Origin of the sequence: Lactobacillus gallinarum DSM 10532 = JCM 2011 (assembly GCF_001434975.1) — a bacterium.
Taxonomy (GTDB): Bacteria; Bacillota; Bacilli; order Lactobacillales; family Lactobacillaceae; genus Lactobacillus; species Lactobacillus gallinarum.
In genome coordinates this window covers 1-25,501 of record NZ_AZEL01000047.1, presented here as the reverse complement: position 1 = coordinate 25,501, position 25,501 = coordinate 1, and the positions used below count along the sequence as shown (strand labels likewise).

The 25,501-nt window shown below is 37.6% G+C and carries 26 protein-coding genes, 2 tRNA genes and 1 pseudogene; 11 read left to right on the top strand and 18 right to left on the bottom strand.

Translation table 11 applies throughout. From position 1 onward, the window contains the following. Positions 1-6: 6 nt before the first annotated feature. Positions 7-646: pseudogene (locus tag FC37_RS05915) on the top strand (MFS transporter); the annotation flags it as partial. A gap of 108 nt (positions 647-754) precedes the next feature. Here FC37_RS05915 and FC37_RS05910 read toward each other — a convergent pair. The 6 genes from FC37_RS05910 to FC37_RS05890 form a co-directional block, all read right to left on the bottom strand. Next, positions 755-1,888 carry a family 8 glycosyl hydrolase gene (locus FC37_RS05910; RefSeq protein ID WP_025005617.1) on the bottom strand — a complete coding sequence of 378 codons (1,134 nt, stop codon included), beginning with the start codon at positions 1,886-1,888 and terminating at the stop codon, positions 755-757. 9 nt (positions 1,889-1,897) lie between these two features. Then, the gene (locus FC37_RS05905) at positions 1,898-3,205 is read right to left on the bottom strand and encodes a glycosyltransferase family 2 protein (RefSeq protein ID WP_025005618.1); all 1,308 of its coding nucleotides are present in this window, start codon (positions 3,203-3,205) and stop codon (positions 1,898-1,900) included. Between the two features lie 131 nt (positions 3,206-3,336). Beyond that, entirely contained in the window at positions 3,337-4,197 is an 861-nt protein-coding gene (locus FC37_RS05900; RefSeq protein ID WP_025005619.1) for a hypothetical protein, read from the bottom strand. Positions 4,198-4,299: 102 nt separating this feature from the next. Beyond that, positions 4,300-4,440, bottom strand: a complete 141-nt coding sequence (locus FC37_RS10495) for a hypothetical protein (protein ID WP_155830889.1) — start codon at positions 4,438-4,440, stop codon at positions 4,300-4,302. A 71-nt stretch (positions 4,441-4,511) separates the two neighbouring features. After that, complete coding sequence (locus FC37_RS05895; RefSeq protein ID WP_025005620.1) at positions 4,512-6,290, bottom strand: glycerophosphoryl diester phosphodiesterase membrane domain-containing protein; 1,779 nt, start codon at positions 6,288-6,290, stop codon at positions 4,512-4,514. Positions 6,291-6,381: 91 nt separating this feature from the next. Then, entirely contained in the window at positions 6,382-6,786 is a 405-nt protein-coding gene (locus tag FC37_RS05890) for an iron-sulfur cluster biosynthesis family protein (protein ID WP_005727488.1), read from the bottom strand. Between the two features lie 199 nt (positions 6,787-6,985). Between FC37_RS05890 and FC37_RS05885 the strand changes: the two genes are divergently transcribed. The 3 genes from FC37_RS05885 to htpX all read left to right on the top strand — a co-directional run bounded on the left by FC37_RS05885 (position 6,986) and on the right by htpX (position 9,661). Continuing rightward, on the top strand, positions 6,986-8,092 hold the full coding sequence (locus FC37_RS05885) for an SLC13 family permease (RefSeq protein ID WP_056945544.1): 1,107 nt from the start codon (positions 6,986-6,988) through the stop codon (positions 8,090-8,092). A gap of 97 nt (positions 8,093-8,189) precedes the next feature. Continuing rightward, entirely contained in the window at positions 8,190-8,750 is a 561-nt protein-coding gene (locus tag FC37_RS05880; protein ID WP_025005621.1) for a LemA family protein, read from the top strand. Between the two features lie 14 nt (positions 8,751-8,764). Further along, positions 8,765-9,661: a zinc metalloprotease HtpX gene (gene htpX / locus FC37_RS05875; protein ID WP_025005622.1), complete on the top strand. Its 897-nt coding sequence runs from the start codon at positions 8,765-8,767 to the stop codon at positions 9,659-9,661. Between the two features lie 31 nt (positions 9,662-9,692). Here htpX and FC37_RS05870 read toward each other — a convergent pair whose 3' ends face one another. After that, positions 9,693-10,634 (bottom strand): helix-turn-helix domain-containing protein, encoded by a 942-nt coding sequence (locus FC37_RS05870; RefSeq protein ID WP_056945543.1) that lies wholly within the window; start codon positions 10,632-10,634, stop codon positions 9,693-9,695. Positions 10,635-10,789: 155 nt separating this feature from the next. On the opposite strand from FC37_RS05870, the gene FC37_RS05865 reads away from it, so the two are divergent. From FC37_RS05865 to pepI, 3 genes are read left to right on the top strand one after another with little or no spacing between them, the layout of a single operon-like run. Further along, the gene (locus tag FC37_RS05865; RefSeq protein ID WP_025005623.1) at positions 10,790-12,139 is read left to right on the top strand and encodes an ATP-binding cassette domain-containing protein; all 1,350 of its coding nucleotides are present in this window, start codon (positions 10,790-10,792) and stop codon (positions 12,137-12,139) included. Between the two features lie 2 nt (positions 12,140-12,141). Next, the gene (locus tag FC37_RS05860) at positions 12,142-12,795 is read left to right on the top strand and encodes an energy-coupling factor transporter transmembrane component T family protein (protein WP_025005624.1); all 654 of its coding nucleotides are present in this window, start codon (positions 12,142-12,144) and stop codon (positions 12,793-12,795) included. 8 nt (positions 12,796-12,803) lie between these two features. After that, on the top strand, positions 12,804-13,688 hold the full coding sequence (gene pepI / locus FC37_RS05855; protein ID WP_025005625.1) for a proline iminopeptidase: 885 nt from the start codon (positions 12,804-12,806) through the stop codon (positions 13,686-13,688). 138 nt (positions 13,689-13,826) lie between these two features. On the opposite strand, the gene FC37_RS05850 is transcribed toward pepI, so the two are convergent. From FC37_RS05850 to yycF, 10 genes are all read right to left on the bottom strand, one after another. Beyond that, complete coding sequence (locus FC37_RS05850; RefSeq protein WP_236697294.1) at positions 13,827-14,072, bottom strand: SLAP domain-containing protein; 246 nt, start codon at positions 14,070-14,072, stop codon at positions 13,827-13,829. Beyond that, entirely contained in the window at positions 14,009-14,191 is a 183-nt protein-coding gene (locus FC37_RS10805) for an SLAP domain-containing protein (protein ID WP_236697290.1), read from the bottom strand. Before FC37_RS10805 ends, FC37_RS05850 begins: the two co-directional genes overlap by 64 nt. 140 nt (positions 14,192-14,331) lie before the next feature. Continuing rightward, positions 14,332-14,721 (bottom strand): hypothetical protein, encoded by a 390-nt coding sequence (locus tag FC37_RS05845; RefSeq protein WP_025005626.1) that lies wholly within the window; start codon positions 14,719-14,721, stop codon positions 14,332-14,334. A gap of 131 nt (positions 14,722-14,852) precedes the next feature. Further along, positions 14,853-15,332, bottom strand: a complete 480-nt coding sequence (gene rlmH, locus FC37_RS05840) for a 23S rRNA (pseudouridine(1915)-N(3))-methyltransferase RlmH (RefSeq protein ID WP_014918062.1) — start codon at positions 15,330-15,332, stop codon at positions 14,853-14,855. A gap of 479 nt (positions 15,333-15,811) precedes the next feature. Beyond that, positions 15,812-17,053, bottom strand: a complete 1,242-nt coding sequence (locus FC37_RS05835; protein WP_025005627.1) for a S1C family serine protease — start codon at positions 17,051-17,053, stop codon at positions 15,812-15,814. An 81-nt stretch (positions 17,054-17,134) separates the two neighbouring features. After that, complete coding sequence (locus tag FC37_RS05830) at positions 17,135-17,932, bottom strand: MBL fold metallo-hydrolase (protein ID WP_056945542.1); 798 nt, start codon at positions 17,930-17,932, stop codon at positions 17,135-17,137. Between the two features lie 16 nt (positions 17,933-17,948). Beyond that, positions 17,949-18,773 (bottom strand): two-component system regulatory protein YycI, encoded by an 825-nt coding sequence (locus FC37_RS05825; protein WP_025005628.1) that lies wholly within the window; start codon positions 18,771-18,773, stop codon positions 17,949-17,951. A gap of 2 nt (positions 18,774-18,775) precedes the next feature. After that, positions 18,776-20,125 carry a YycH family regulatory protein gene (locus tag FC37_RS05820; protein ID WP_025005629.1) on the bottom strand — a complete coding sequence of 450 codons (1,350 nt, stop codon included), beginning with the start codon at positions 20,123-20,125 and terminating at the stop codon, positions 18,776-18,778. Beyond that, entirely contained in the window at positions 20,115-21,971 is a 1,857-nt protein-coding gene (walK, locus tag FC37_RS05815; RefSeq protein WP_025005630.1) for a cell wall metabolism sensor histidine kinase WalK, read from the bottom strand. The genes FC37_RS05820 and walK overlap by 11 nt, the downstream gene beginning before the upstream one ends. Positions 21,972-22,038: 67 nt before the next feature. Continuing rightward, positions 22,039-22,755: a response regulator YycF gene (gene yycF, locus FC37_RS05810; RefSeq protein ID WP_056945541.1), complete on the bottom strand. Its 717-nt coding sequence runs from the start codon at positions 22,753-22,755 to the stop codon at positions 22,039-22,041. Between the two features lie 135 nt (positions 22,756-22,890). Here yycF and FC37_RS05805 point away from each other — a divergent pair. The 4 genes from FC37_RS05805 to FC37_RS05790 all read left to right on the top strand — a co-directional run bounded on the left by FC37_RS05805 (position 22,891) and on the right by FC37_RS05790 (position 24,371). Next, a tRNA-Lys gene (locus tag FC37_RS05805) sits at positions 22,891-22,963 on the top strand. A 120-nt stretch (positions 22,964-23,083) separates the two neighbouring features. Next, entirely contained in the window at positions 23,084-23,305 is a 222-nt protein-coding gene (locus FC37_RS05800) for a hypothetical protein (protein WP_025005631.1), read from the top strand. A 141-nt stretch (positions 23,306-23,446) separates the two neighbouring features. Beyond that, positions 23,447-23,519 (top strand) — tRNA-Lys (locus FC37_RS05795). Positions 23,520-23,690: 171 nt separating this feature from the next. Beyond that, positions 23,691-24,371: an SLAP domain-containing protein gene (locus tag FC37_RS05790; RefSeq protein ID WP_025005632.1), complete on the top strand. Its 681-nt coding sequence runs from the start codon at positions 23,691-23,693 to the stop codon at positions 24,369-24,371. A 50-nt stretch (positions 24,372-24,421) separates the two neighbouring features. On the opposite strand, the gene FC37_RS05785 is transcribed toward FC37_RS05790, so the two are convergent. Next, positions 24,422-25,450 carry a helveticin J family class III bacteriocin gene (locus FC37_RS05785; RefSeq protein ID WP_025005633.1) on the bottom strand — a complete coding sequence of 343 codons (1,029 nt, stop codon included), beginning with the start codon at positions 25,448-25,450 and terminating at the stop codon, positions 24,422-24,424. Positions 25,451-25,501 lie beyond the last annotated feature (51 nt).

Genomic DNA, 25,501 nt, shown 5'->3' with positions numbered 1-25,501 from the left:
GAATCAATGATAAAAACTAGAAATAGGTACGCTATCGCCTCAACCGGGATCACACTGCATTTAATGATCGGCGGCGTCTATGCCTGGAGCGTTTTTACCGGTCCGATTGTTAAACAAACCGATTGGGCAGAAACCTCCGTTTCTTTTGCCTTTAGTTTAGCTATTTTCTTTTTAGGGATGTCAGCAGGCTTTATGGGACGTTTAGTTGAAAAGTTCGGACCCACAAATTTCTAGTGTTTGTTACGGTTTGGGTGTCTTTTTAACTGGGATTGCAATTAGCAACCAACAACTATGGCTACTTTACTTAGCTTATGGTGTAATCGGCGGATTAGGCCTTGGAGCAGGTTACGTAAATCCTGTTTCTACAATTATCCGCTGGTTTCCGGACAAGCGTGGCCTAGCTACCGGTTTAGCCATCATGGGCTTTGGCTTTGCGGCTTTATTGACGGGGCCGATTGCTCAAACTCTAATGGCAAGTTTTGGTGTTTCCAGCACCTTTTATATTTTGGGTATCTTTTATTTTCTAGTCATGATTATAGCTGCCCAATTTATTAAAAAGCCGCGTCAAAATGAATTGCCAAAAGCAGTGATCAAAAAAGCAAGTCATTTCAGCCTAACTGGTCAAAACATGACAGCAAATACCGCTGCCATAATGGTCGGTATCCTAGCTTTGCAATGAGCATTTGCCGGGATGCAAGAACAAGTGAATAAATAAAAACAAAAATAAAAAAAGTCCCACTTTTGTGGGATTTTTTTATAGCTTATCAGCATCTAAAGCAGCCATTGTCGTCAATGCGGCATCATAATAATTATTTCGCGGTAAATGACGCGCAAAAATATACTGCTGAGACATGAACAAATCGTCATAGCCTGCATTTCGATTGAACGATACGGCATCGAAAATCGGTGCACTGAAGCTGGCAGACTGGTACTTGTTTAATGGTTTGCCTTTTAGAGTATAGCCTGCTGTTATGGTGTTTTGCTTACTAAAGAATTTAAGCATCCTCTTTAAAGTGTTCTGTGCTGAGCGATCATTGCATCCCGCCAACATCATCAGAACACGACAAGCATTAGCAGAATAGTAGCCATCATTTTCCGTTGAAATAGTCTTAGGCTTAACCGGTTTGGCGTCATTTTTGCTTACCCAAGCAAAATCAGGCACTAAGCCAGTTTTATTTTGATGACTGAGCTGGTTAAGTCGCTTAAGCATCGTATTTTTGATCACGAGCCAGCGCTTATCATCTGTTTCTTGATAAAAGTTGTCGAAGAATTCCGGCATCACATCAGAAGTCCGCATTAAATTGTAGTACCTGGACTTCGAATCAGCCCAGTCTCCGACAGTCAGCGTTTCAGTATCAGGATTGTACTCATAGCGCAAAATATCTTGCAAAATGGCATGCGCTTCTTTTTGATACTTATCATCATGCCACTGCTTGCTGGCTAGTAATAATGCCTGGGCAATAAATAAGTCACCGTCTGTGGCACTATTTTTATTAATCGTCCAGTGACCATTATTTTCAACGGCACGCCAAGACATTAATGCTGTCTTGTCTTTATTAATCGTTTCGCGGTGCTTGAGATAAAAATTATTCAGTTGATCAAAATATTCTTTCTTGCTCCACTTTCTTTTAGCAGACAAAACAGCAATATACATGCCGTAGCCTTGCCCTTCAGATAGCGCGGTTCTGGTTTTTGTTTTTGGCGTCGTATCAATAAAACTCTCTTGTTTATTAACTTTAACAACGTAATCTTCGTGCCATTGTCTATAAAAATTGTGGCGCAATTGGCTACCGTTTTGCAATCGTACATATGCCATAATCCCTGAAAAAATAGCGATAATAACTATAAAATACAGGGATAAATGATGATTATGATTTAGTCTCTTCATTTTTCTTCCTTAATCGGCAAATCTCTTCGTCTTAACCCACTTAGTACTATCACGGTGGAACAATCTATCGGCCGTAACTGAACATACTGCATGAACGGAAACTACGATAAACAATTGCGAATATGAGAAATATGAGGCCAAGGCTAGCCAAATTTGCCCAGTAGTTGCCTGACCAAACTGCGTACACATGGCCGCATAAATTTGCAAAATATAAAGCAAAATCATCAGTAGCCAATTAAGCAACAAAATCTGTGCCAGCAAGATGTTGCTTGAAGTAATTGTGAATGGCAATTGCACTCCTGGCTGCCAAATGTGGACGATCATTGCAATCACATTGGCTAAGAAAATAATGTCAGACAAAATAATTGCGGCATTAAACCAGAAGAAAGTACATGAGTAATAAAACGTTTCTAGTTTTACGCGCCAATTGCTTCGATCAAACAAGTGCTTGAAGTTGTTGATGACCACTTCGTAGTTGCCTTTAGCCCAGCGCAAACGCTGGAAGTAATAGTCCTTCAATCTTTCTGGTTCTTGCTGGAAAGCTTCAGAGTTATAAGCCAGTGCAATCAATTTGCCTGAGCCCATAATCTTAAAGGAAATATCGGTATCTTCGGTCAAGGCACCATTACGCCAGCCACCGATTGATTCTACATATTCTTTATTAATAATGAAATTAGTACCTGGAATTCGGCCAATTTTGAATAATTGCCAAATACCGCAGTGTTGAATTCGCTGCGTTACAACGATCTCTTGGTTGATACATCTAGTTAAAAAGTTCTGCTTAGCGTTACGCGTTTTATTTCTACCAAAAGCTGCCATATAACGCTTAGGATTTTCCAACACTTTTCGAACTAAAAAGTACAGTGCATTGCTTTCAGGCATGGCATCCGCATCATAAACGCCTAGGTATTCACCGTGAGCAATTTTCAAGGCATCGTTTAAAACCCCGGCCTTACCACCGGTACCAGTTCGTCTAATTACTTTAGCGTTACGATTTTTAAACCTTTCTTCTGCTAAAACACCGTCTAGAACATCGGCAGTATGGTCCTCACAGTTATCCGCGTAAAATAAGACTTCTAATTTATCCTTAGGATAATTAAGATTCAAAATTGCTGTCGCCGTATTTTCAATTACCAATTCTTCGTTATGGGCTGGGACAACGATCGTCACTTTAGGATAACGAGGAAGCGGTGTGATTTTAACTAAAACCTTGCTGTTCTTTAGCCAAAATGCAATTGCCCCACTTAGAGTAACCATCGACATGAGCAGCGATAGCCAAATCGAAATCAACGTAATTATCTGCATTACATCACTCATTGTCATTCTTCCTCTTCGATTTAACCAAAGTCTGTTCCACATTACTTAAAATTTTTAATGTACAAAAGAAAATGATGAAAAAACAGATGCTAAAAATCAACGTAATGCCAACTGCCAAAAAGTAAAACCAATTAGTCATTTTGATCAGCCTTCAAATATTCCACAATGATATCTGTTTCTAGGCCTCGTTCCAAATGCTTAAGGAGCTTGTCCAGATCAGAAAACTTTTCACAGTTTTGCAAGCCTACTCTCTGAGTTGCTACCTTAAGCGTCAACGGAATTCCGGTATCCAATTTTTGCAAAGCAATGTAAGCTTGCTCATCTAATTCCTTATACATCTCATCTGTAACTCTAGGTGAAAGGATCAAGAATTTACCATCGCCAGTGTAATAGATACACTCGCATCTTAGGCGTGTCTCCTTTAAAATCTTGGCAATCTCACGTAATAACTTGGCATGATATCGTGGATGGTGCTCTTCGACTTGTTGGTGATGTTCCCAACTGATCAATTCTGCATTAACCCAAATATTCATGTCAGGGTAACGTTTCATCTTTCTCAGATAATCTTCATAAAATTTACTTGCATTGTAATAAGTCTGCAGCTTCACGTTTAAATCATAGTGGCCTATCAAGCGCTTAGCATAGCTTTCACGACCAGAGACAATACTCCAGTCCAAAATATGGTGTCGCACTACACTTAATAAAATTGCTTCAACCGGAAAGGCAATAATCAAGAATGTCTTTTCAGTACTTGCCATTACCACATACCCCAACAGCAAAAAAGCAACTGCAACTGTAGTCAAAATAATAATCAGCCAACTAACTAAGTAACTAGCTGAAAATAGGCCAACGAAGATTGCTAATACAAAAATCATTAACAAACCGTTAATCACGTTAATTTGGAAAGAATCCGCTAGCCAAAATGTAATAATTGGAAAAAGCAGTGCTGCCAGCAGTGCAAAATATACTAATCTAATATATTTTTTATTCATAACCTAACCTTCTCAAAACTCCCATTGCATGAAAAAAGGCTACTAAAAAAGCTAACGCTCTCTTAGTAGCCATTCTCTATTTCTTAATTTTAAAAAACGAAATTACTTGTTTTCGTCTTTTACGGCCTTGTTAAGAAATGCAACAACTGCTGCTACGTGAGCAACACGCTTCTTTGCGTTTTTCTTGTTCTTAGGTCTTTGGTTTGGTTCACAACCAGTGTTGTAATTTTCACCTTTACGCATATGCTATACTTCCTTTCAGATTTTCGAAAATCTAGTATAGTTTACCATGTCCAGCCCTTCAGATCAAGTCTTCATGCAGATTCAAAATTTTTCGACAGATGCAGGACAACAATATAATTTAAGATTCGCGTAGCATAACTAGCATCCTTTTGGAAACTTTTAATTGCCTTTTTAGCTAAATCAACTCGATCAGTAATTAAGCCATCAACTTGTTGATACATCATCTTCTTCATTAATTTTTCGTCATTAACTGTCCAGGCATAAACAGGACGATCCTGCAAATGGGCTTGCCAAATAAAGTCTGAATTCAAGGTAGAATATTCCATTGAATATCCACTAGCAACACTTTGCGGATAAGTAAAATTATAAGGTTGAATGTAAAAGACAACCAAACGTGGATTAATTAAGTGCAGTCCTTCAACCACGCGATAGTCGAGTGATTGTACTTGATACGTATTTTTGAGAATCGTTTTGCCATATTTTTGATTAAAGCGCTGCAGCATTTTCTTCGAATCTTTAGCCGTCGTTTTAATTTCAATTAGCAATTTTTGATGCAGTCTTTTGGCTTCCTCAAGATATTGATCAAAGCTAACTAACTTAGCATGATAGCCGTCTTCTTTGGCAGTTAACTTTTCTAATTGCTGTAAAGTTAAATCATTCGGGGCTTTATTAACTCCCGTTAGCTTCAATAAATTCTCATCATGAATTACGATAAATTTTTTATCCTTAGTTTCATGAACATCAATTTCAACGTAGTCTGGCTTTTCTTTAGCCGTTTTTCTTAATGACTGTAACGTGTTTTGTACGCCATTTTTATCATCAACACCGCGATGAGAAATAATTACTGGCGCTTTAGCATTTACACTAGTCAAATATAAATAATTGGTGGATATTGCATTAATCATTACTAGTACAAACACAACTAATGTACTTAGAATTATCTTTTTAGTTTTACCTGTTTGACTTATCTTTTCTTGCCTTAAAGCTTTCAAAATAATAGATAAGTCCAGTACACTAACATAGACTAACGCTACTTCACTAATAATTTGAACAAGCGAAAGATTGATAATGGCTACAATTAACGGACATTTCCCAGGTAATAAATCAACTAATAGCTGCAGGCAATACATTGCTAAATAGAAAATTATCATGACTGCTGCAGATAAAACGGCTAAAACAATAATCCTCCAGCAAATCGTCCGCCAACGGTAGTGCGCCGTTAATCGCCAACTTCTTTTTACTGCTTGCGCTGACTTTAAGTGGTCAAAAACGATGATGGGTAAAGCAAATACTAGCCTTGCACCAAGGATCAAAGCGGCTAAATAAAACGCAATCAAAACGGCTAACAAGATTGGCGTTCTCGTCAGATAATCCAAGATAAATTCTGAAATCTGCACTTTGCTTAAAAGTGGTGTTCTAAAGATGACATCGGCTAACGGTACTACCAATAAAAAATAGAGCATCAAAATAAAAAGCGTGCCCAAACGAATTTTTTTGATATTTTGCCAAGTTTGAATAAAACTATTTTTCCACGTAAAAACTTGATGCTTAATATCCCAAACGCCATGAAGTAAATAAGCTAATTGCGCATACAAGATTACTAATAAAAGCAGCAACTCAATTATCAAAATTAAAAAGGCAACCGTATGCGTCGTAATGATCGTCACTACATTTTGATAAGATACGAACGGAATAGCACTAGCCTGCAAAACAAAGGTTGTAATATAGCGAAAAAATGGAATAACAATAAATTGATTAAATAAACTTAATCCCATAAAAAGTAGCAGATACCGCAGCCAATTTTGGCAAAATTCACGACTACCTGCTTTTATTTCTTTGACAAAAGTCATTGTTCTTCCCCCCTTACATTGAAATCACTTTCTTAATTCTATACTAAAAAAGGACGAGGTCATTCCCTCGTCCCTATGATTAATTTTATTTTTAACATTGACCGCCATTTTTTAGATCATCAGCAGTAATTGCTTCAGGTTCATATTGGGTAACGGTCATCCCACCATCAATAATGCCGCTGTCTGAAGATAAACTCAAAGTTGAGTTGCGCGCATTTACCACTAGACCTGGTTCAAAGAAAGTTGTTTCCGGCTGAGCAGTATACAAGTCAAGACCAGCATTATTTTCGATTGAAATATTATACTTAGGATCTTTTTCAGCAAGGATTACAAACTGGAAGCTGTCGCCAATAGTACAAGTGCCGCCTTTTTTAGAATACTTGGTTGAACCATCATCTAAAGCCAAGATGACAATTTGGTGATCTGCATCCATCTTGCTTTTAATCATTTCTGCAGCATCTGGTTTAATATTGATTGAAATTGCATTCTCTGTCATTTTGTTTCCTCTTTTCAATCTAAATTTGATTAATTTACTTATTTAAATATAGCACGACTAGTTCCAACTAACTAAAAATATGCTCGAAAATGCCGCTAATCTTGATATTTTTAAAATTTATCATTGCATGCAACCACAAAAAGGCTCAAAATGGTACATAGGGTTTTTAGACGATTGTAATACGTAAGGGGGACCTTTTATGACCGTCTTAAAGAATATTGCTAAAGATAGAATTTTACAGATTACAGTTTTAATTACAGTAGTAAGTCTTTTTTTCGCTAAGCCGCGGTTAGCAGATATTAACTTTCACACTTTATGGTCTGTTGCCGCAATGCTGACGCTGATCCAGATCTATGCTTATTTGCACGTTCTGGATGTTTTAGCGTACAAACTTACGAGTATCGCAGATAATACGCGTAAGTTGAACATGCTGTTCACGGTTTTGGCCGTTATCGCCGGTATGTTCTTAGGTAATGACATTACTGTATTAACTTTAATTCCACTTTATTTAAATATCGCTAAGCGCTACAAGCTACCACAAATTTTGCCAGTTACCTTAATTGGTATGGGGGCAAATATTGGTGCTGCATTTACACCATGGGGGAATCCGCACAATATTTTCTTAGTAAGTCGCTACAACGTAAGTCCAATTAAGTTTTTTGAATGGTCTGTACCTTATTTGGTAGTTTCATTGATCATCATGTGGCTGGTCTTTTTGTTTATTCCTAAAAAAGATATTCCTACTCAAAAAACAGAACCTATCAGAATTAGTTGGCGTCCTACTATTATTACAACTGTAGTATTTATTTTCTTCTTCTTTGGCGTCTTCAGAGCAATTGATATCATTTGGCCATTAATTGTCGCCATAGTTTTAGCACTTGCCATCAATCCGCGCATAATGCTTAAGATTGACTATGCCCTACTTCTTACCTTTACAGGCTTCTTCATCTTTATTAGTGATATCCAACAAATTCCCGCAATTGTTAACTTAATTCATGGTATGGTTTACTCCGAAATTTCAACTTATTTCGCTTCAATTCTTTCAAGTCAGGTTATGAGTAACGTACCATCGACTATCTTAGTTGGTAAGTTTACTAACTATGTACAAGCATTATTCTTGGGTTCAAACATCGGTGGTTTTGGTTCAGCTATTGGTTCAATGGCCAATATGTTGGTATTAAAGACTTTCAACCAACACGGTAGTGTAAGTAAGAAGAAATTCTTTATTCAATGGACAATCATGCAATTTGCCGGTTTGATTATTTTAACCATAGTTGGATTAGGATTATTAATTTTCAGAATTTAATATTTTTCATTAAGAATGTCGCTTAGACATTCTTCTTTTATTGCCTCCAATATCAGAAATGGATAAAATTAAATAAACGTATAGAAAGGGGAATATTATGTCACCATTAGTATGGATAATTTTAATTATCATTGTCTTATTAGTCGGTATTTATATTGTAATTTACAACGGATTGCAAAAATCTCGCGTTTTCGTTGATGAATCATGGAGTCAAATTGATGTTCAACTTAAGCGCCGTAATGACTTAATTCCTAATTTAGTTGAAACTACTAAAGGCTATGCCAAACATGAAAAATCAACTTTAGAAGATGTAGTTAAGTTACGTGATCAATTAGTTAACGTTCCTCAGGGAGATCACGAAGAAGCAATGAAGTTGTCCAATCAAATTACTGATTCTTTAAAATCAATTTTTGCATTGGCCGAAGCATATCCTGACTTAAAAGCAAATCAAAATTTCTTAAAACTTCAAGAAGAATTAACCAACACAGAAAACAAGATTGCTTACTCTCGTCAGCTTTACAACTCAAGTGTTGCATCATACGATCAAAAATTGCTTACTTTCCCTTCCAACTTGATCGCCAAAATTCATGGCTTTACCAAGATCGATTACTTGGAAACCCCAACTGAAGAAAAGGCTGTTCCTAAAGTTAAGTTTTAGTTAGAAGGAAAATTATGTTATACCAACAAATTGCCCGTAACAAGCGTAAAACTGCGTTAATTATGGTTCTCTTTGTGGTAATTTTAGCCCTCGTTGGTGCTGGACTAGGCTATCTTTTTAGCAATAGTCCATGGATGGGAATCATCATTGCCTTAGCAGGTAGTTTAATTTACTTATTAATTATGTGGCAAAATCCGGCCAATATGATTATGAGTCTTAACCATGCTCAAGAAATTCAGGAAGCAGATAATCCTGAATTGTGGCATATCGTTGAAGATATGGCTATGGTAGCAAGGGTACCAATGCCCCGCGTCTATATTATTCCTGATCCAAGTCCCAACGCCTTTGCGACAGGACGAGATCCTAACCACAGTGCGGTAGCTGTAACAGAAGGCATTCTTCAACTGATGGATCGTGAGGAACTAGAAGGCGTACTAGGACATGAATTATCACATGTACGCAATTACGACATTCTGCTTTCCACCATTGCTGTTGTGCTGGTCGGAGTAATTTCCTTTATTTCCGGCATGGCATCTCGTTACATCTGGTTTGCTGGTGGCGGCCGCGATCGTGACGATGATCGTGATTCAAATGCCTTTGAGATAATCTTTAAAGTGGTAGCCATTGTCTTTGTTTTAATCTTAGGACCATTATCGGCTTCCCTTGCTCAAATGGCTCTTTCACGCAATAGAGAATATTTAGCAGATGCTTCCTCTGTAGAATTAACGCGTAATCCGCAAGGATTAATTTCTGCTTTGAGAAAAATCGAAAATAGTCAGCCAATGAAGCAGGCTGATCGTAGTAGTGCTGGGCTATATATCGAAAATCCATTCCATAATCATGGCCTATCGCATCTTTTCGATACTCACCCACCTACAGAAGATAGAATTAACAGACTTGAACACATGTAAAAAAAGAATCTGGAAAATTTCCAGATTCTTTTTACTTTAAATTGATATTAGCTTGTCTAAATAGCTCTTCTCGCATAGCAGCTGGCGTCATGTGATAGTATTGGTTGAATTTCTTATAGAAGAAAGACTTGCTTGAATAACCTACACGCCCGATAATTTCTTTCAATGATAAATCTGGTTGGGCAAGCAATTCACGTGCTTCTTGCATTCTTCTCTCATCTACATGATCAACAAAGCTCTTACCAGTCTTAGCTTTAACCATATTTGAGAAATAGTTAGGATTAAAGCCAAAGTACTTAGCTGCTTCTGCTAGAGATGCATCCGCAAAGTGCATATCAATATAATTATTCAATGATTTCTTTTCAAATTTAGTTTTATCCAAATTAGTTGGCGTTGCCATTCTTTGGGTTCTAATTGAAATAATAAGCATCACCGTTAACTCGGCCTGAATTAATGCCTTGATGAAGATATCATTATTCAAATATCCTCCAATAATATGTTGCATTACTTGAGAGGCACGAGTGATTTGATTATTTTTTAACCATAAAGCATGCTCGTTTTCAAGGCTATCAACTATTTGCTTAATAACCTTCATTTCCCTGCTGCCTTTACAACTAAAATCATTAAAGTATTTACGATATCTAAAACCGGGCTTAAATTTTAGTTTAGCAAGTACTGTATCTGATGTTTGTTTGGTAATCTCATAAATGCTATTTTCCGTAAGTAAAAGAACATTACCGGATTTCATTGGGATAATCTTTTCACCACTCTTAATCGTCACAGTACCTTTGGCGACATATAAGATTGTCGAGACATCCATGCGATAGCGATGAATGCCAGTATTATGATTTTCAAGGTAGATTGTAAACAGATCAAAATCGGGATTGCCAGCCTCGAGTTTTACCTCGTTCTTATCTGTTATGTTTGATTTTAATACGCTAGCCAGATATTGATCCAGAGCAACAGCTGCCATATGTCCACCTTCCTTAATTAAACAAATAATAATAGTACTATAAGTACATTATAAAACAAAAAGATATTTAGCATTGTGTATAATTGCTTTATTGTATCGAAATGACTCTTTTACGGCAGTAGACAGGCAAAAAATCATTTTGTACAATCAGAATTATGATGATAGAAATTAGTGATGTAACCTTTTCTTACGAAAAAGAACCCCTTATCCACCAGCTTAATATGAATATCGCACCTGGTTTTAATCTTTTAATTGGACCAACAGGTTGCGGCAAATCCACGCTACTAAAAATTATTGCGGGACTCTATCCAAAATATGCTGGAAAATTAACAGGAGGAATTGATCTTCATGGTCAAAAAGCGGCCATGATGTTTCAAAATGCTGCGGAACAATTTACGATGACAACGCCACGTGAAGAAATCGTCTTTGCGTTAGAAAATTTGCAAATAAAAGCTAAGGATTATGACCTCCACATAAAAAAGGCAGTGGAATTCACCAAAATTGCAGATTTGCTTGACCAAAAAATTAGTACATTATCAGGTGGTCAACAGCAGCGTGTAGCCCTAGCCGTCTTAATCGCAATGGATGTCGATGTTTTTTTGCTAGATGAACCTTTTGCTAGTTGTGATCCTAACACACGTCATTTTTTGATAAAAAAATTAGCAAGCTTAGCTGAAACTGGAAGAACGATCCTATTAAGCGACCACGTATTGGATGATTATGAGCAAATTTGTGATCAACTATATCAATTTGAAGGTAAAACCGTTAAAGAATTATCTGCTAATGAAAAAAATAAATTGTTTACGCAAAATAAACAATTCCATGCACGATCTTATTCTTTTGTGTTGCCAACCGGCACACCCGTTTTCGAGCTAAACAAGACACAGATCAGACAAAATCGTCTTTTGCTTAAACAAAACAAACTAAAAATCTACGGCAAAACAACTCTAATTACTGGTTCAAATGGTGTCGGCAAAACATCACTATTTAAAGCAATGACTAAAATGATTCCGTACAAAGGTAATTTTACCTATTTAGATAATGAAATTGCAAAGATAAAATACCATAAATATTTATCTCAGGTAGCACAAATTTTTCAAAAGGCAAGCGATCAGTTCTTAACAGTCACCGTCAAGGATGAGATTGAGTTAAGCAAAAAAGACCGCAATCACTTTTTTACTGATGAAAAAATTGATGAATGGCTAGACAAATTACAGCTAAAACAGCATCTTGATCAAGTAGTTTATTCTTTATCTGGTGGTCAGCAAAAGAAGCTGCAAATTTTGTTAATGCTGATGACTAAGCATAATGTGTTGCTAATTGATGAGCCTCTGAGCGGACTGGATCATGACTCGATTGAGTTAGTTCTGCAACTGATGCAAGAATGCCAAGAGAAGCTCCACCAGACGTTTTTAATCATTAGCCATCAGATAGACGAATTAGCTCAATTTTGCGATTACAGGCTTGTTTTTGCGGACCAGCAGCTAAAATATGTGGAGGAGTAGCCATGAATCCTAGTTTAAAGTTTATTTTGGCTTTTATTATTTCCCTGGAAATATCTTTGAAGGCTAGCTTAACTACCAATTTGATTGTCATTGTTTTTGCGTTGATTTATCTATTAATTACTAGAATCAGGATCAAGGAATTGATTTTGTTAATCGCCGTGCCATTTATCGCAGCGTTCACGATATTTGCGACGCTGTTTTGGTTCTCACCGACGCCTGATGCATATTACGCTTGGAATCTGTCGACCCGTGTGTACGTTTATACTTTGACCATTGCTTGTGTCACGAGAAACACTACGGCGACAGATTTCGCTCGTTCGCTTGAACAAAATCTGCATCTACCTAGTAAATTTGCGTATGGCGTTTTGGCGGCAATCAATATTATTCCGCGAATGAAAATTGCAGTTAAACAAATTAGAGCTGCGGCCATGATGCGCGGGATGTATCTGAGTTTTTGGTCACCGGTACTCTACTTTAAGTCAATCTTGGTAGCACTCAACTCCGCCGACAATTTAGCGCAAGGAATGGAATCCCACGGCTATGTCGAAGGACAGAAGAGATCAACTATCGTGGCAATTCCATTAACAAAAAAATATTGGCTGATCTTCTTTACTTTATTGATTTTGGTTAATATTTCGTTGTTTATTTTTAAGTAGGCAAAAAGATGGAAATTATTGAAGGAAAGATGCCCTTCATGGGCTACGAAACTTATTATCGAATTGTTGGTAAAAGAAGCAAAAAGCCGCCGCTAGTGCTGCTTCATGGCGGACCTGGCTCAAGCCACAATTATTTTGAGGTGCTGGATGAATTAGCACAAAAAGACGGGCGCCGCATCATTATGTATGACCAATTAGGTTGCGGTGAAAGCAGCATCCCTGATGATCATCCTGAACTTTACACTAAGGAAACTTGGGTGAAGGAATTAGTAGCGTTACGTGAACATTTGGCATTACGCAAGATGCATTTGCTTGGACAAAGCTGGGGCGGGATGCTCGCCATTATTTACATGTGTGACTATCATCCAAAAGGCATTCAGAGCTTGATTCTGTCTTCTACCCTGTCATCGGCATCCCTTTGGAGTAAAGAACTCCACCGCATGATTAAGTATTTGCCAATTGAGGAGCAAGCAGCGATTCATAGAGCTGAGTTGACCAGCAATTTTAACGATCCTGACTATTTGAAGGCTAACGAGCATTTCATGAATCAACATGCCATCGATATGACGAAGACCTGGCCGGAGTGCGTGATGCGCAAAAAGCGTGGCGGCACCGTTGCGTATGAAACAGCATGGGGACCGAATGAATATACTCCGGAAGGCAATCTGCATGACTATGAGTACACGAATAAATTAGGCAAAATAAAAGTTCCAACTCTGATTACGAGTGGAACCGATGATTTATGTACGCCATATGTGGCTAAAACAATGCAAGACGAGATTGTCGGCAGTAAGTGGCGGTTGTTTGAAGGATGCGGCCACATGTCATTTGTTGAACAAACTGATGAATATGTTGCACTGCTGCAGAAGTGGCTGGATCAATATGATGAATAATAATAGACTGACCTTGATTGGTCAGTCTTTTTTGATGTAAAAATGTTAAATACGTTTACTTTTTTAAGAATAAAACAAAAACGAAGGAGCAATTTCTGCTTCTTCGTCTTTCTTCATTCTTTCACTGCGTTTGTGAGCCTATTTGAAATTCACTACTTTAACGTAGCGTTTGTTGGTTGCGGTTGCGCCGGCTACCTGGTAGTAGCGCTTGCCGTTCCTGAACTTGTATGAGCCACCATATGTGGTGATGATTCGACCCTTTCTAAGTACAGTGTAATCGGCACGGCGCTTGCTGGTTGCGTAAACGTAGGCGTTACGTTTTAAAGTACGCTTATATTTGAAGCCTTGATGTAAGCCTCGTTGTAGTCGTCTCCTAAAGCTAATTTATAATATTCGCTACCATTAATATCTACTGTATTTGGTAAAACAGAAACTTTACGATAAGAGTAATACTTTTTGCCTAATGACTTACCTTTATCGTTATAAAGAATAGCAGTATGCATCAAAGTCTTATTAACTGGTTCCGCAGAAGTAGTGAGCTTAGTATCACTAGACGTACTGCCGCTACCTTCAATATCAGAGGTATGAATGTATATATCCGAATTGGCACTATTAAGTCTAGTATATGAAACATTGTTAACTGTTACTGTACCACAGTTACCGTAGTTGGATATTTACCAGCTACCTCCCAGTTAAAACTATCCATGTTAACTTTAACTGTTACAGGAGTTTTATCATTGCTAGAAACTGTAGCTGTAAAAGCTTTTTGAATTGCTGCAAGTGTATCACTCATAGAATTCACTTTTCTTACAGGGATGTAATTAAATGAAGCATTATCCGTTACATCATTAATTGATTGATCCTGATCATAACTTTTACCAGCAAATGTAATTACAGGATTAGTGCTAGTTTTATTAGCAGTAGTAGTAACAGCATTTGTCGTAGTATCAGCTTGTACAGTTGAAGTAATTGTAGGTGCTACCGTTAACAAGGCAGCTACAGCCAAGCTGATTAATTTAGTTCTCTTGTTCATGATTTTGTCCTTCCTAAATATCTAAAATCACTTAACTTAAACTAATGGCATAGTATATTTCTATCGTGAAATGAGTATACATTATTTTGAAAATGCGCAAATTAAAAAATCCCTTATTAGGGATTTTTGCTCTACTTATGATACGGACTACCCGAATTAATCATGAACGCACGATAGATCTGCTCAATCAATACCACCCGCATCAACTGGTGCGGCATCGTCAACTTACCAAAACTAATCAGGTCATCCCCGCGCTTATTAACAGCATCGCTGGTTCCCAGGCTGCCGCCAATCACAAACGTGATATCCGAATGACCATACGTAGCCAGATCCTGAATCTCCTTCGCAAATTCCTCACTACTGCGCTGCTTACCCTTAATCGCAGTCACGTAGACATACTCCTTATCCTTAATCTTGCTCAGAATCCGCTCGCCTTCGATCTGCTTGACGCGTTCATCTTCAGCCGCACTGAATTTCTCCGGTGCTTTTTCATCAGGCACCTGTACAATCGACACTTTCGCAAAGCGGCTTAGCCGCTTTTTATATTCCGCAATCGCATCTTTAAAATACTTTTCTTTTAATTTTCCAACACAAACAATCTTAATATTCATACTTACTAGTTTATCATCAAAATTAACAGAAATTCCACTGTAGTTTTCCACATCCTGTTCAAAACACAATCTACATTTTGTGGTATTATTAACTGCATCTTCAATACTTTGTGGTCAAAATTTTATTGAATTTTTTTCAAAAAACTTTCCCACATTTTACCTATGGATAAGCATTTTTCACAAACTTTACGTTAAAAAGCCTAACATACCAGCATGAACGCACGTTTTAACAAAATTTATTCACTTATTTTTAAAAATATTATCCACACTAATCAAGCACAAAATCAGCCGAGTTATCCACAATCCACAGAGTTATCCACATTTGTCAACAAGCACTCTTTCATTAGCAGTTTCTTGACAAATGAAGAAAACGAACTTTTTCTTGTTACACATTATTATAGTTAATAAAAAAAGCTATATCTGCATTTAATCCGCATGATATAGCTCTTTTTCTTTGCTTAAATATTTTTATTTATTAATTAGTTGCCTTCAAGTTTTACCTTCATGTCAACGTATTTACCATTTCTGTTCACGGTTACATTTACGGTATCACCGACTTTGTGACTGTAAAGGATACTGTGTAACGATGCAACATCGTCAACTTTCTTGCCGTCAACCTTAGTAATGACATCGCCACTCTTAATGCCTGCATTTGCAGCAGAACCACTCTTATTGACAGATGCAATGTAAATACCACTCTTAAGGTTAGACTTAATCTTCAAACGGCTTCTGTAACCTTCTGGAATACCTTGAAGTGCGATTACTCTCACGCCAAGTTGTGGACGCGTAATCTTACCCTTCTTAACCAGTTCATTAACAATAGTTACTACTTCATTTGAAGGAATTGCGAAGCCCATCCCCTCTACAGAAGTACCATCGCTTGATTGTGCCAACTTCATTGAGTTAATACCAATAACTTGACCAGCTGAGTTAACTAATGCACCACCAGAGTTACCTGGGTTAATTGCGGCATCAGTTTGGATAACTGTTTGTTGATTGCCTGATGAAGTAGAGATTGTTCTTGCAGGTGCTGAAATAATCCCTTGCGTTACCGTAGAAGCATATTCACTACCAAGTGGTGAACCAACCGCAATTACGGTTTGACCGGCTTCTAGGTGCTTAGAATCGCCGAATTGAGCCGTTTGAGTTACATACTTAGCATCAATTGATAAAACGGCTAAGTCAGTTGTACTATCTTTACCCACAACCTTAGCATTTACAGTTTTACCATTAGCAAGCAAAACTTGTACTGCGTCACTACCGGAAATAACGTGGTTGTTAGTTACAATGTAGCCTTTACCATTAGATTTCATGTAAACGACACCAGAACCTTCACTATAAGTTTCAAGCTTGCCGCTCTTACTTGAAGAACTGTCGCTATCATCGCCAAACAAGCTACTATAAAGTGAATCTGCACCGCTTGAAGCTGATTGTCGCTTCAAATTAATGACAGAAACAACCGCACCTTTCACATCATTATAAGCAGCAGTCATCGTACCACCATTTTTGGCACTCTTTTCAGAAACCTTGCTGCTGCTTGAAGAAATACTGGTTTGTGCAGTGTTATTAGCTTGACCATTATTCATTTGGTCCATTGCGTAATAAGACACGCCACCGCCGACAAGTCCGCCAACTACGCCAACGATTGCTGCAGTAGCGATAATTTTGTTACCGCTCTTTCTTCTAGGTTGATTTTGATTATCATTTTGATTTTCTACCATACCGTTACTCTCCCCTCATATCATTGTTAATACTATACCAAGCAAATTTGAAAAATATATGAATAATCTATACAAAAACTGCTAAATTTCTATCAACTTTGTTGGACTAGCGGGTTCTGTATCAATAATTTGCACATCATCACTCAAATTTGCATCCCCTTCAATCAGCATTTCTTTCGCCGTCTCATGTGCTAAGTATTCCGTATTATTATGCTGACTACGGTGTGCCAAAAAGATATGCTTCGTCTTGGGCGTTACCACATCAACTAAAGCCTGGGCTGCTTCATCGTTTGACAAATGCCCAACATCTGACAGAATTCGCTGCTTAAGCGACCAAGAATACGGTCCATCTCTTAGCATCATAGTATCATAATTGAATTCCATCATATAGGCATCCGCATCCTCAATCGTCCCCTCAACTTCTTCAGAGACATAGCCTGTATCTGTTAAAAACGCAATTCGTTTTCCACCACTTGTAAAAACATAATACTGTGGCTCGGCCGCATCATGACTAGTTGCAAATGCCGTGACATCGAGATCGCCAAAAGTCTTAGTCTGTCCCGGTTCAATCGTATTCATCTGCTCTGCCGGTAACTTGCCAATCTTTTGCGTATCTAATAGATACTGCCATGTGCCGCTATTAGCAAAAGCATCGATCTTGGGATAACGGCGCATCAAAACGCCTAAACCACCGCTATGGTCCGTATGGTCATGACTCAAAAACGCCATATCAATATCATTAATATCTACGCCAACATCGGCCAATAATTGCTTAGTTTTTTTGCCAGAAAGGCCAGCATCCATAAGGATTTTATGCTGGCCTGTTTCGATTAAACTAGTATTACCGGTTGACCCGCTCGCTAAAACGGAAACCTTCATCTTTGTCTTTACCTCTCTACTTTTCAACGTTATACGTAGTCGACTGGAGCATTTGCGCCGTATATGCGTTAACTCGCTTTAACGTAATATTCTTAGTGGTCTTGTTTTCTATCCAGACTAACCAAGTCGGTAACAAAATCGTACTGCCACGAACTTCAGTCAACTTAGAATAGCCCAACTTAATTTGCGTTACCTTCGAATTGTTAGTCAACTCTCGATTAGTATACATCGCACGCACTGCACGCACTGCACTGATCGTTGACTGTAATTCTCTTACTGGACTAGCTGGACCCATGTAAGATTCCGCATAATTGATAATCTGATGATCCTTGACCGCGATGCTCAATTGAGCTGAACCAGCATAAATCTCGCCATAGTCAGTTGTTTGTACAAAAACATAATTGTCTTCGCTGGACATATCTGGCTCATACTTGAATTCTTTTCCATAAGGGACATTCTTAGGATCATTCTTGAATTTATTTACTTGTTCCAGTGCCTTTTTAGGATTTTTATCCAAGAGCGTTGTCATCTTAGGTGCAGCGTAAAGAACATTTTCGTCTTTAGAATAGCGTACGTTAACATTGGTCAAAGCATCTATTTTATTGGAAAGATAATTACGGTTTTTGGTTGCTAAATAATAGCCTGAGGCAGGTGCATTAGAAAGTTTATCTGGCAAATCAATATTATCTGACTTCATTTCTGAACGAATGCTGGCCACGCTGCGAGTGGTTGTATCTGCTCCGCTCAAATTGACGGGTGAACGTAGAATCTCAATCCCCAAATAGATATCGATCAATAAGAAAACAATGAAAAACAGCCATTCTATTCGTTTATGGTCCATTTTTATTTCACCTCATTAGTTTTAACTGTCTCCCCAGGTTTACGGTAAGGAGCTACATTCTTCTTTTCCCACTCGTCAACACTCTTCCACTCATCGTAAGCCTTTACGTAATAAGTTGGAATTAAGTTAATCAAGCTATGGTGACTAGAATCCTTTTCTATCTTGAAACCTACAATAATTCGTTGAATATCAGATTGCTTAAGACCATGCGCACCTAGTTCACTCACTACCTCAGCAGTCGGCTTTAACTCTTGAGTTTGACCATCAAAAGGAATCGGAATTTGGAAATTGACACTGTTGAAGGCAACGTTAATTGAATCATATGAAAAAGTAGTTTTAACCTGCAAATCATGCTGGTTCAAGAAAACAGGAATCCCTTCAATATAGTTGACATAGCCCACATTAGAGCCATCCGCGTCAAAGAATCGCAGATCTTGTTCGGTTAATCCCAATTGGTGCACGTAGTACACGCTATCAAGCAGACGGTTAGTTGCATTCGGAATCTTATTCTTTTCAAAATGAGTATACAAGTAATTATGCTCACCTGATTCAGGATCTGGCACCTTTAATCTGGTGTAATAGTTGAGAGAATAGATGGTTTGTCCACTCTTATTAGTCTTGCTAGTTACTCCAGAAGTTCCCAATAAGCGAGAAACGAAGTAAGAATAAGACTGGTTATTAGTCAAATAGCTGTAAACCTGGCTATTGGTTGTTCGACTATAGAATGGTGAATAACCTTCCTGCAATTTAACCAAGTGTACTGGACTCTTAGTTTTGGCATTACGAGCAAATTTACGCAACTTATCAAAGTTAGCGCCCTTGATCTTAATGCGGTAAATCGCACTAGTTTGATCATTGCCTAAATAAATAATGTTATTGGAATGCGAAACAAAGAAACGGTTAAATTCTCGATTATCATTATTAGAATTATTCAAATGATTGAACAAAGAAAAAGTGATTTCATCAGGATAAACTAATTGCAAATAAGCATCATCATTTAAATATTCTTCGTACTTAGCGCGAGACTTAACAATTTTCTTTACATCGCTAACTGCCTTGGCTTTTTGAATTTCCTTGGTAAATTCCAAAGTTAAATTATTTTTTGAATCATACAACTGGCATAATCTGCCGTCTACAAAACCGTATGAAGTAGTTGGAATGTACAGATCATACAGTGATTTTGCACTATGGCTACGAGCCTGCTCTTTTGTAGTATTATTCTGATTTTGACCAATATTGCTAAAACGCTGGTCACTCGTCATGATAAAAATCCATAAAACAATGGAAAGAACAATGGCGAGCAGGGTAGCTAAACCTAAGAAAAATTCACCGAATTTGAATTTAAACTTCATCCCAGTCATCCTCCTCTGTCATTGGTTCATAAGGCAAGGAAATATAGAAGGTAGAGCCCTTGCCCTCGCTACTATCAGCCCAAATTCGACCATGATGAGCTTCCACAATTTCTTTAGCAATGGCTAAACCTAACCCGGTTCCGCCTTGAGCACGTGAACGAGCCTTATCTACACGATAGAATCTATCGAAGATCTTACCTAAGTCCTTTCTAGGAATACCTAATCCTTGATCAGAAATACTCAAGATAACGTGACCTTGACTATGAGTTAAGCGAACGGTGATCACACCACCATCAGGTGAATATTTAATCGCATTATTCATAATGTTGTCGATCACCTGCATCATCTTGTCAGTGTCAATCTCTACCCAAAGGGCCTGATTGCCTAACTCACGTTTGATAGTGTATTTCTTTTTGTGGCCCTTATTTTTATCGGTTTTCACAATCATATCAAACCGGTTCAAAATATGGTTTACAAAGTCATTCAAGTTAACGAATTCCAGATCCATCTTTGAAACGCCACGGTCCATTCTGGACAGGCTAAGTAAGTCGTTAATCATTCTGATCATTCGACTTGTTTCTTGCTGAGTGACTTCCAAGAATTTAGGCGCAATTTCAGGATCTTTCCATGCACCTTCATTTAAAGCTTCAATGTAGGCTTGCAAACTTGTTAAAGGTGTTCTTAACTCGTGAGAGACGTTGGAAACAAATTGTCTTTGTGAATTTTCATTCTTTTGTTGTTCCGTGACATCATGAAGAACGCAAACACTACCTGATACGAAGCCTGTTACACGCTTAATTAATGAAAAACTAGCATGCAAAATAATTTCATCACGCGTACCCGGATCAAGAGTAACAACGATTTCCTTTTGGCTAGAAATCAAATCTTGTGACGATGTATCTTTCAAACCTAAAACTTCTGCTATTGGCTTATTAATGATCTCATCTTCGTTCGCATTCAAATAGCTAAGTGCCATGTGGTTAACGACGCTGACGTTGCCGTGACGGTCGGTAGCAAGCACCCCATCACTCATGTGCGACAGCACGCTATCTAGCCTACGTCTTTCACTATCTGATTCTTCTTGCGATTGTTCAATTCGAACGGACAAAGTATTAAAGGCTTTGGCCAATTGTCCCAACTCATCGTTTGAGTAGATTTTTACCTGACTAGAATAATCACCGTTGGCAATATGCAGGGCCTGTTTTTGCATTTCCTCAATCGGCTGAGTAATTGCGCGGGAAATAACTAGTGCTAAAAATGCTCCAAGTAGTGCCGCAATTAATGAAGCAATCAAGAATGTTAAGGAAATCTGCCGCAGATTATCGAAGACATCCTGCATGCTGGCCTTAACATAAATTGCACCAACATTGTTGTTCGAACCGTTGCCACTAGTTAAAGGCGAGATCTGAATCATGTAATTGCCATGATCATCAACCACCTTATTAATCTGGTGCCCGGTTGAAATTACTTGCTTAACATCAGTATTGTTAATTCGCTGACCAATCTTGCTTTTATCGTTCAAATTAGAGACCGCACGAATCGTATCTTTATTATCAACAACGATAATTTCACTAATCGAGTCATTGTTATAATCATTGACGATTTGATTCAAGCGATCATTGGCATTTTTGCTATCGCTGGCTAGTTGATTGGCCAACTGATTGCTTACGATCGTCTGAATCTGAATCGATGATTGAAAGTTTTCAATACTATTTTGTTCTAATTGCCTGGTAAAATAAGCTCCAATTACTTCAATTGTTGCTAGCAGCATCAACATAAACACAATCGCTAGCTTAGTATTAATTGAATTAAATGTAGCGTTTAATTTCTCTCCGAGTTTTTTCATCATTCATTCAACATTTTTAACATAAAAAAGAAAGTCACTTACCTTTTCAGTTTTGTGACTTTCTTCATTAACCTTCACTTGGCTGTTTTACGTAATATCCTACACCACGACGAGTAACCAAAACCTGAGGTTGAATTGGATTGTCTTCAATCTTTTCTCTCAAGCGGTGAACAGTTACGTCGACTGTACGCACATCGCCAAAGTAGTCATAGCCCCACACAGTTTGTAAAAGGTGTTCACGAGTCATAACTTGCCCCATATGTTGAGCTAAGTAGTAAAGAAGCTCAAATTCACGGTGAGTAAGTTCGATCTTTTGACCATCTTTTTCAACAATATAAGCATCTGGCATGATAACCAAGTTACCGATCTTAATATTCTTATCTGTATCATCTTGGCTGGCTGCTTCTGCCTTCTTAACGATGTCACGACGGCGCAAGTTAGCTTTAACGCGGGCAACTAATTCTCTATTAGAGAAAGGCTTAGTGACATAGTCATCAGCACCCATTTCTAGACCAAGTACTTTATCAATTTCAGTATCTTTAGCTGTTACCATGATAATTGGCATATCGTGCGTTTGACGAACTTCACGAGCAACCTCGAGTCCATCTTTCTTTGGTAACATTAAATCCAGGATCATTAAGTCTGGATCGTATTCGTCAACTTTCTTAACAGCTTCTTCGCCATCATAGGCGGTGTCGACATCAAAGCCTTCCTTAGTTAAATTAAATTTAATGATATCAGAAATCGGCTTTTCATCGTCGACGACGAGAATCTTTTTTGGCATCGGGAATGCCTCCTTTGCCCTTACATTATACTGGATTTTGCGGTTTTAGCCAAAAAAATCGAAAAAATTTAAAAAAAGTCTTGCATTTTTTGCCAGTTAATTGCATAATAATATCTGTTGATTGATTCAGCACATGGGTGGCTAGCTCAGCTGGCAGAGCAACGGACTCTTAATCCGTGGGTCCAGGGTTCGATCCCCTGGCCACCCATAATATATTAGTTAGAGATAGGATTTTAATCCTATCTCTTTTTTTGATCTTCTAATTGGATTTAAGGTTGCCGATCTTGGTAAAATATAGATAAGATATTTTGACTAAGGGGGCTTTACTATGAACGAAGCTGTATTTTTCAATCCGGGGGATGCGATTGCATCTTCCCATGACTTCAAGGAAGCACGCAGAAGTGCACAAATTATTAAGGCAGAACGTCCAACGGGCCGCCAGATTGTAATTGCTAAAAATGATAAGAGTGGTATCTATGCTGTCTACTATGCAGACAAGATGCAGGAAGATCAGACTGGCACTGCATATCACATTGAAGATAAGCTTTAAGATTGATCGGTCAAATGGCCGATTTTTTGTTTTTTTATGTTTTTGAGCAATTATTTTGACTTTTTTTAAAAAAGTACTTGTCAAAAGCAAAATCTACTGGTAATATATTTAACTGTCAGCGAGAGAGCTGATAAAAAATATGGGTGGCTAGCTCAGCTGGCAGAGCAACGGACTCTTAATCCGTGGGTCCAGGGTTCGATCCCCTGGCCACCCATAATATGGAAATGGCACTGCAAGAAGGCGGTGCTTTTTTTGTGCTTAAAATTAGATATGTGAAAAAGGCGGCTTGATGGCCGTCTTTTTGGGATCAGTGTGAATTATTGTACCCCCACAATTTATGTGCTTTAATATGGTTAACATTCGAATATTGATGAGGTGTTAACACATGAAAAAGAATAGAACAATATTTACCATTCTCATTACCGTCTTTTTGGGCATCGTTTCACTAAGCATGAATTCCCGCCCAGTTAAGGCAGCCAATAATGTGAAGCTGTATTTAAACAGTAACTCCTATGTATACAACAACAAAGGCCAACGTTTACGTGGTAAAAACAATTACATCAAGAAGAATAAGGCTGTTACTGCTCCAGGAAAATTGCTAAAAACAAATTCTGTGAAGAGATATTACGTGCAAGTACGACAAGATTTACAATCAAGTCCTGATTTTAAAGTTGATTTATATTATCTTCCATATAAAGTTATTAAATCTCAACCATACTACAAGTTGAACAATAATAAATATATCAAATGTTGTAATATCAAAAGAATAAACCAAAAAACTGTTTTTACTAATCAAGCAACTGTAATAGTTGGAAAGCCATTACCACCAGATAAAAATGTATATGCTATGAACCCATCTGGTAAATTTGCCAAGAAGATCTTAAAAAGAGGACAAAAATTAGTAGTCGATGAAGCCAATATTTTAAATGGCTCACTTTATTCTTCTTATCATATTAAAAACACGCAATACTGGATTTACTCTGGAAATGTAGTTAAAAAGCCAAAAATGCCATTTTCAGCTCATCCAACAAAATCATTTATCAACATGCAAAGAACGCAATATTAAAAAAAGACCAATATGTTTAAGCATTGAACATATTGGTCTTTTTTTATTAACTACCAATTAATCTTAAAAATTTTGTTCTTTCGAGTTGTATAATCTGAACTATCATGGTAGGCAACAGTCAGATAAAGATCATTTTCACTATTAACTTGAATACCTTCAAATTCTGTAGCAAATCCCGATTCATTTAATTTAAAACTATTATCTAAACGAATTATATCCCATTCAGAAGCTTCAGTAGCTTCCCATGGAATTTTGACTATTTTTCTAGGTTTAGAATAAATATCTGTTTGATCTGGATGTGCCTCACTTGAAATATAAATATTCAGGTTATCATCAATATCATATCCTTGTAATGATGTAATTTCTTTTACTAGACCTTTAATTTTAAATGCTTTCAAGCACTGATCAGCTAATGCGTCTGTCTTCAAATTTACATCACCTGTACCAACTCTATCTAAAGCATTGTTAACATCTTCCAAATTATAAAGTGAAAAATATCCTGTGTCACTTTTATCTACAGTAACAATTAAAAAATAACTATAATTTGGAGATGGAGATACGGCTGCTTCAGATCTAACCAAGTCATTACCACTATATGCTAATCCAAATTTCCTACCAGCTTGATTTAAATTGGAAATGCGAGGTAATTGCGTGTTGAATTTATATTCAGCTTTACTGAACTTTACTCTAGCAATTTGAGTATCCCAATAAATTGAAGGATGATCAGGATCTTTTTTAGGCTTAGTACCGATAAACCATTCACTTGCTCCACTATAAGAATCTGTCCGATTAGCATATTCCCAAGTTTGAGTATGACCACCAGCTGCTTGCAAAGTTTTATTAGCAGGAACAGAATGAATCCCATCTAAATACAATCGCTCAACATTACTATTCTTGCATTTTCCTTTCACAAAATCTCTCCCATGACGAGCACGATATACTACCGCATCTGTACCCTGTTTTAGTAATTGAAGAGCATAATTGTAGGTCTTTCCAACATTACCCTTTTGAACTACAACCTCATGTAAGCCATTCAACCCATACATTTTCTCTATATTCGCATTTGTAATATCAACCATAATAAACATTCTAAGCTAAATAGTGAATTAGTTATCCGACGGGATAATTGA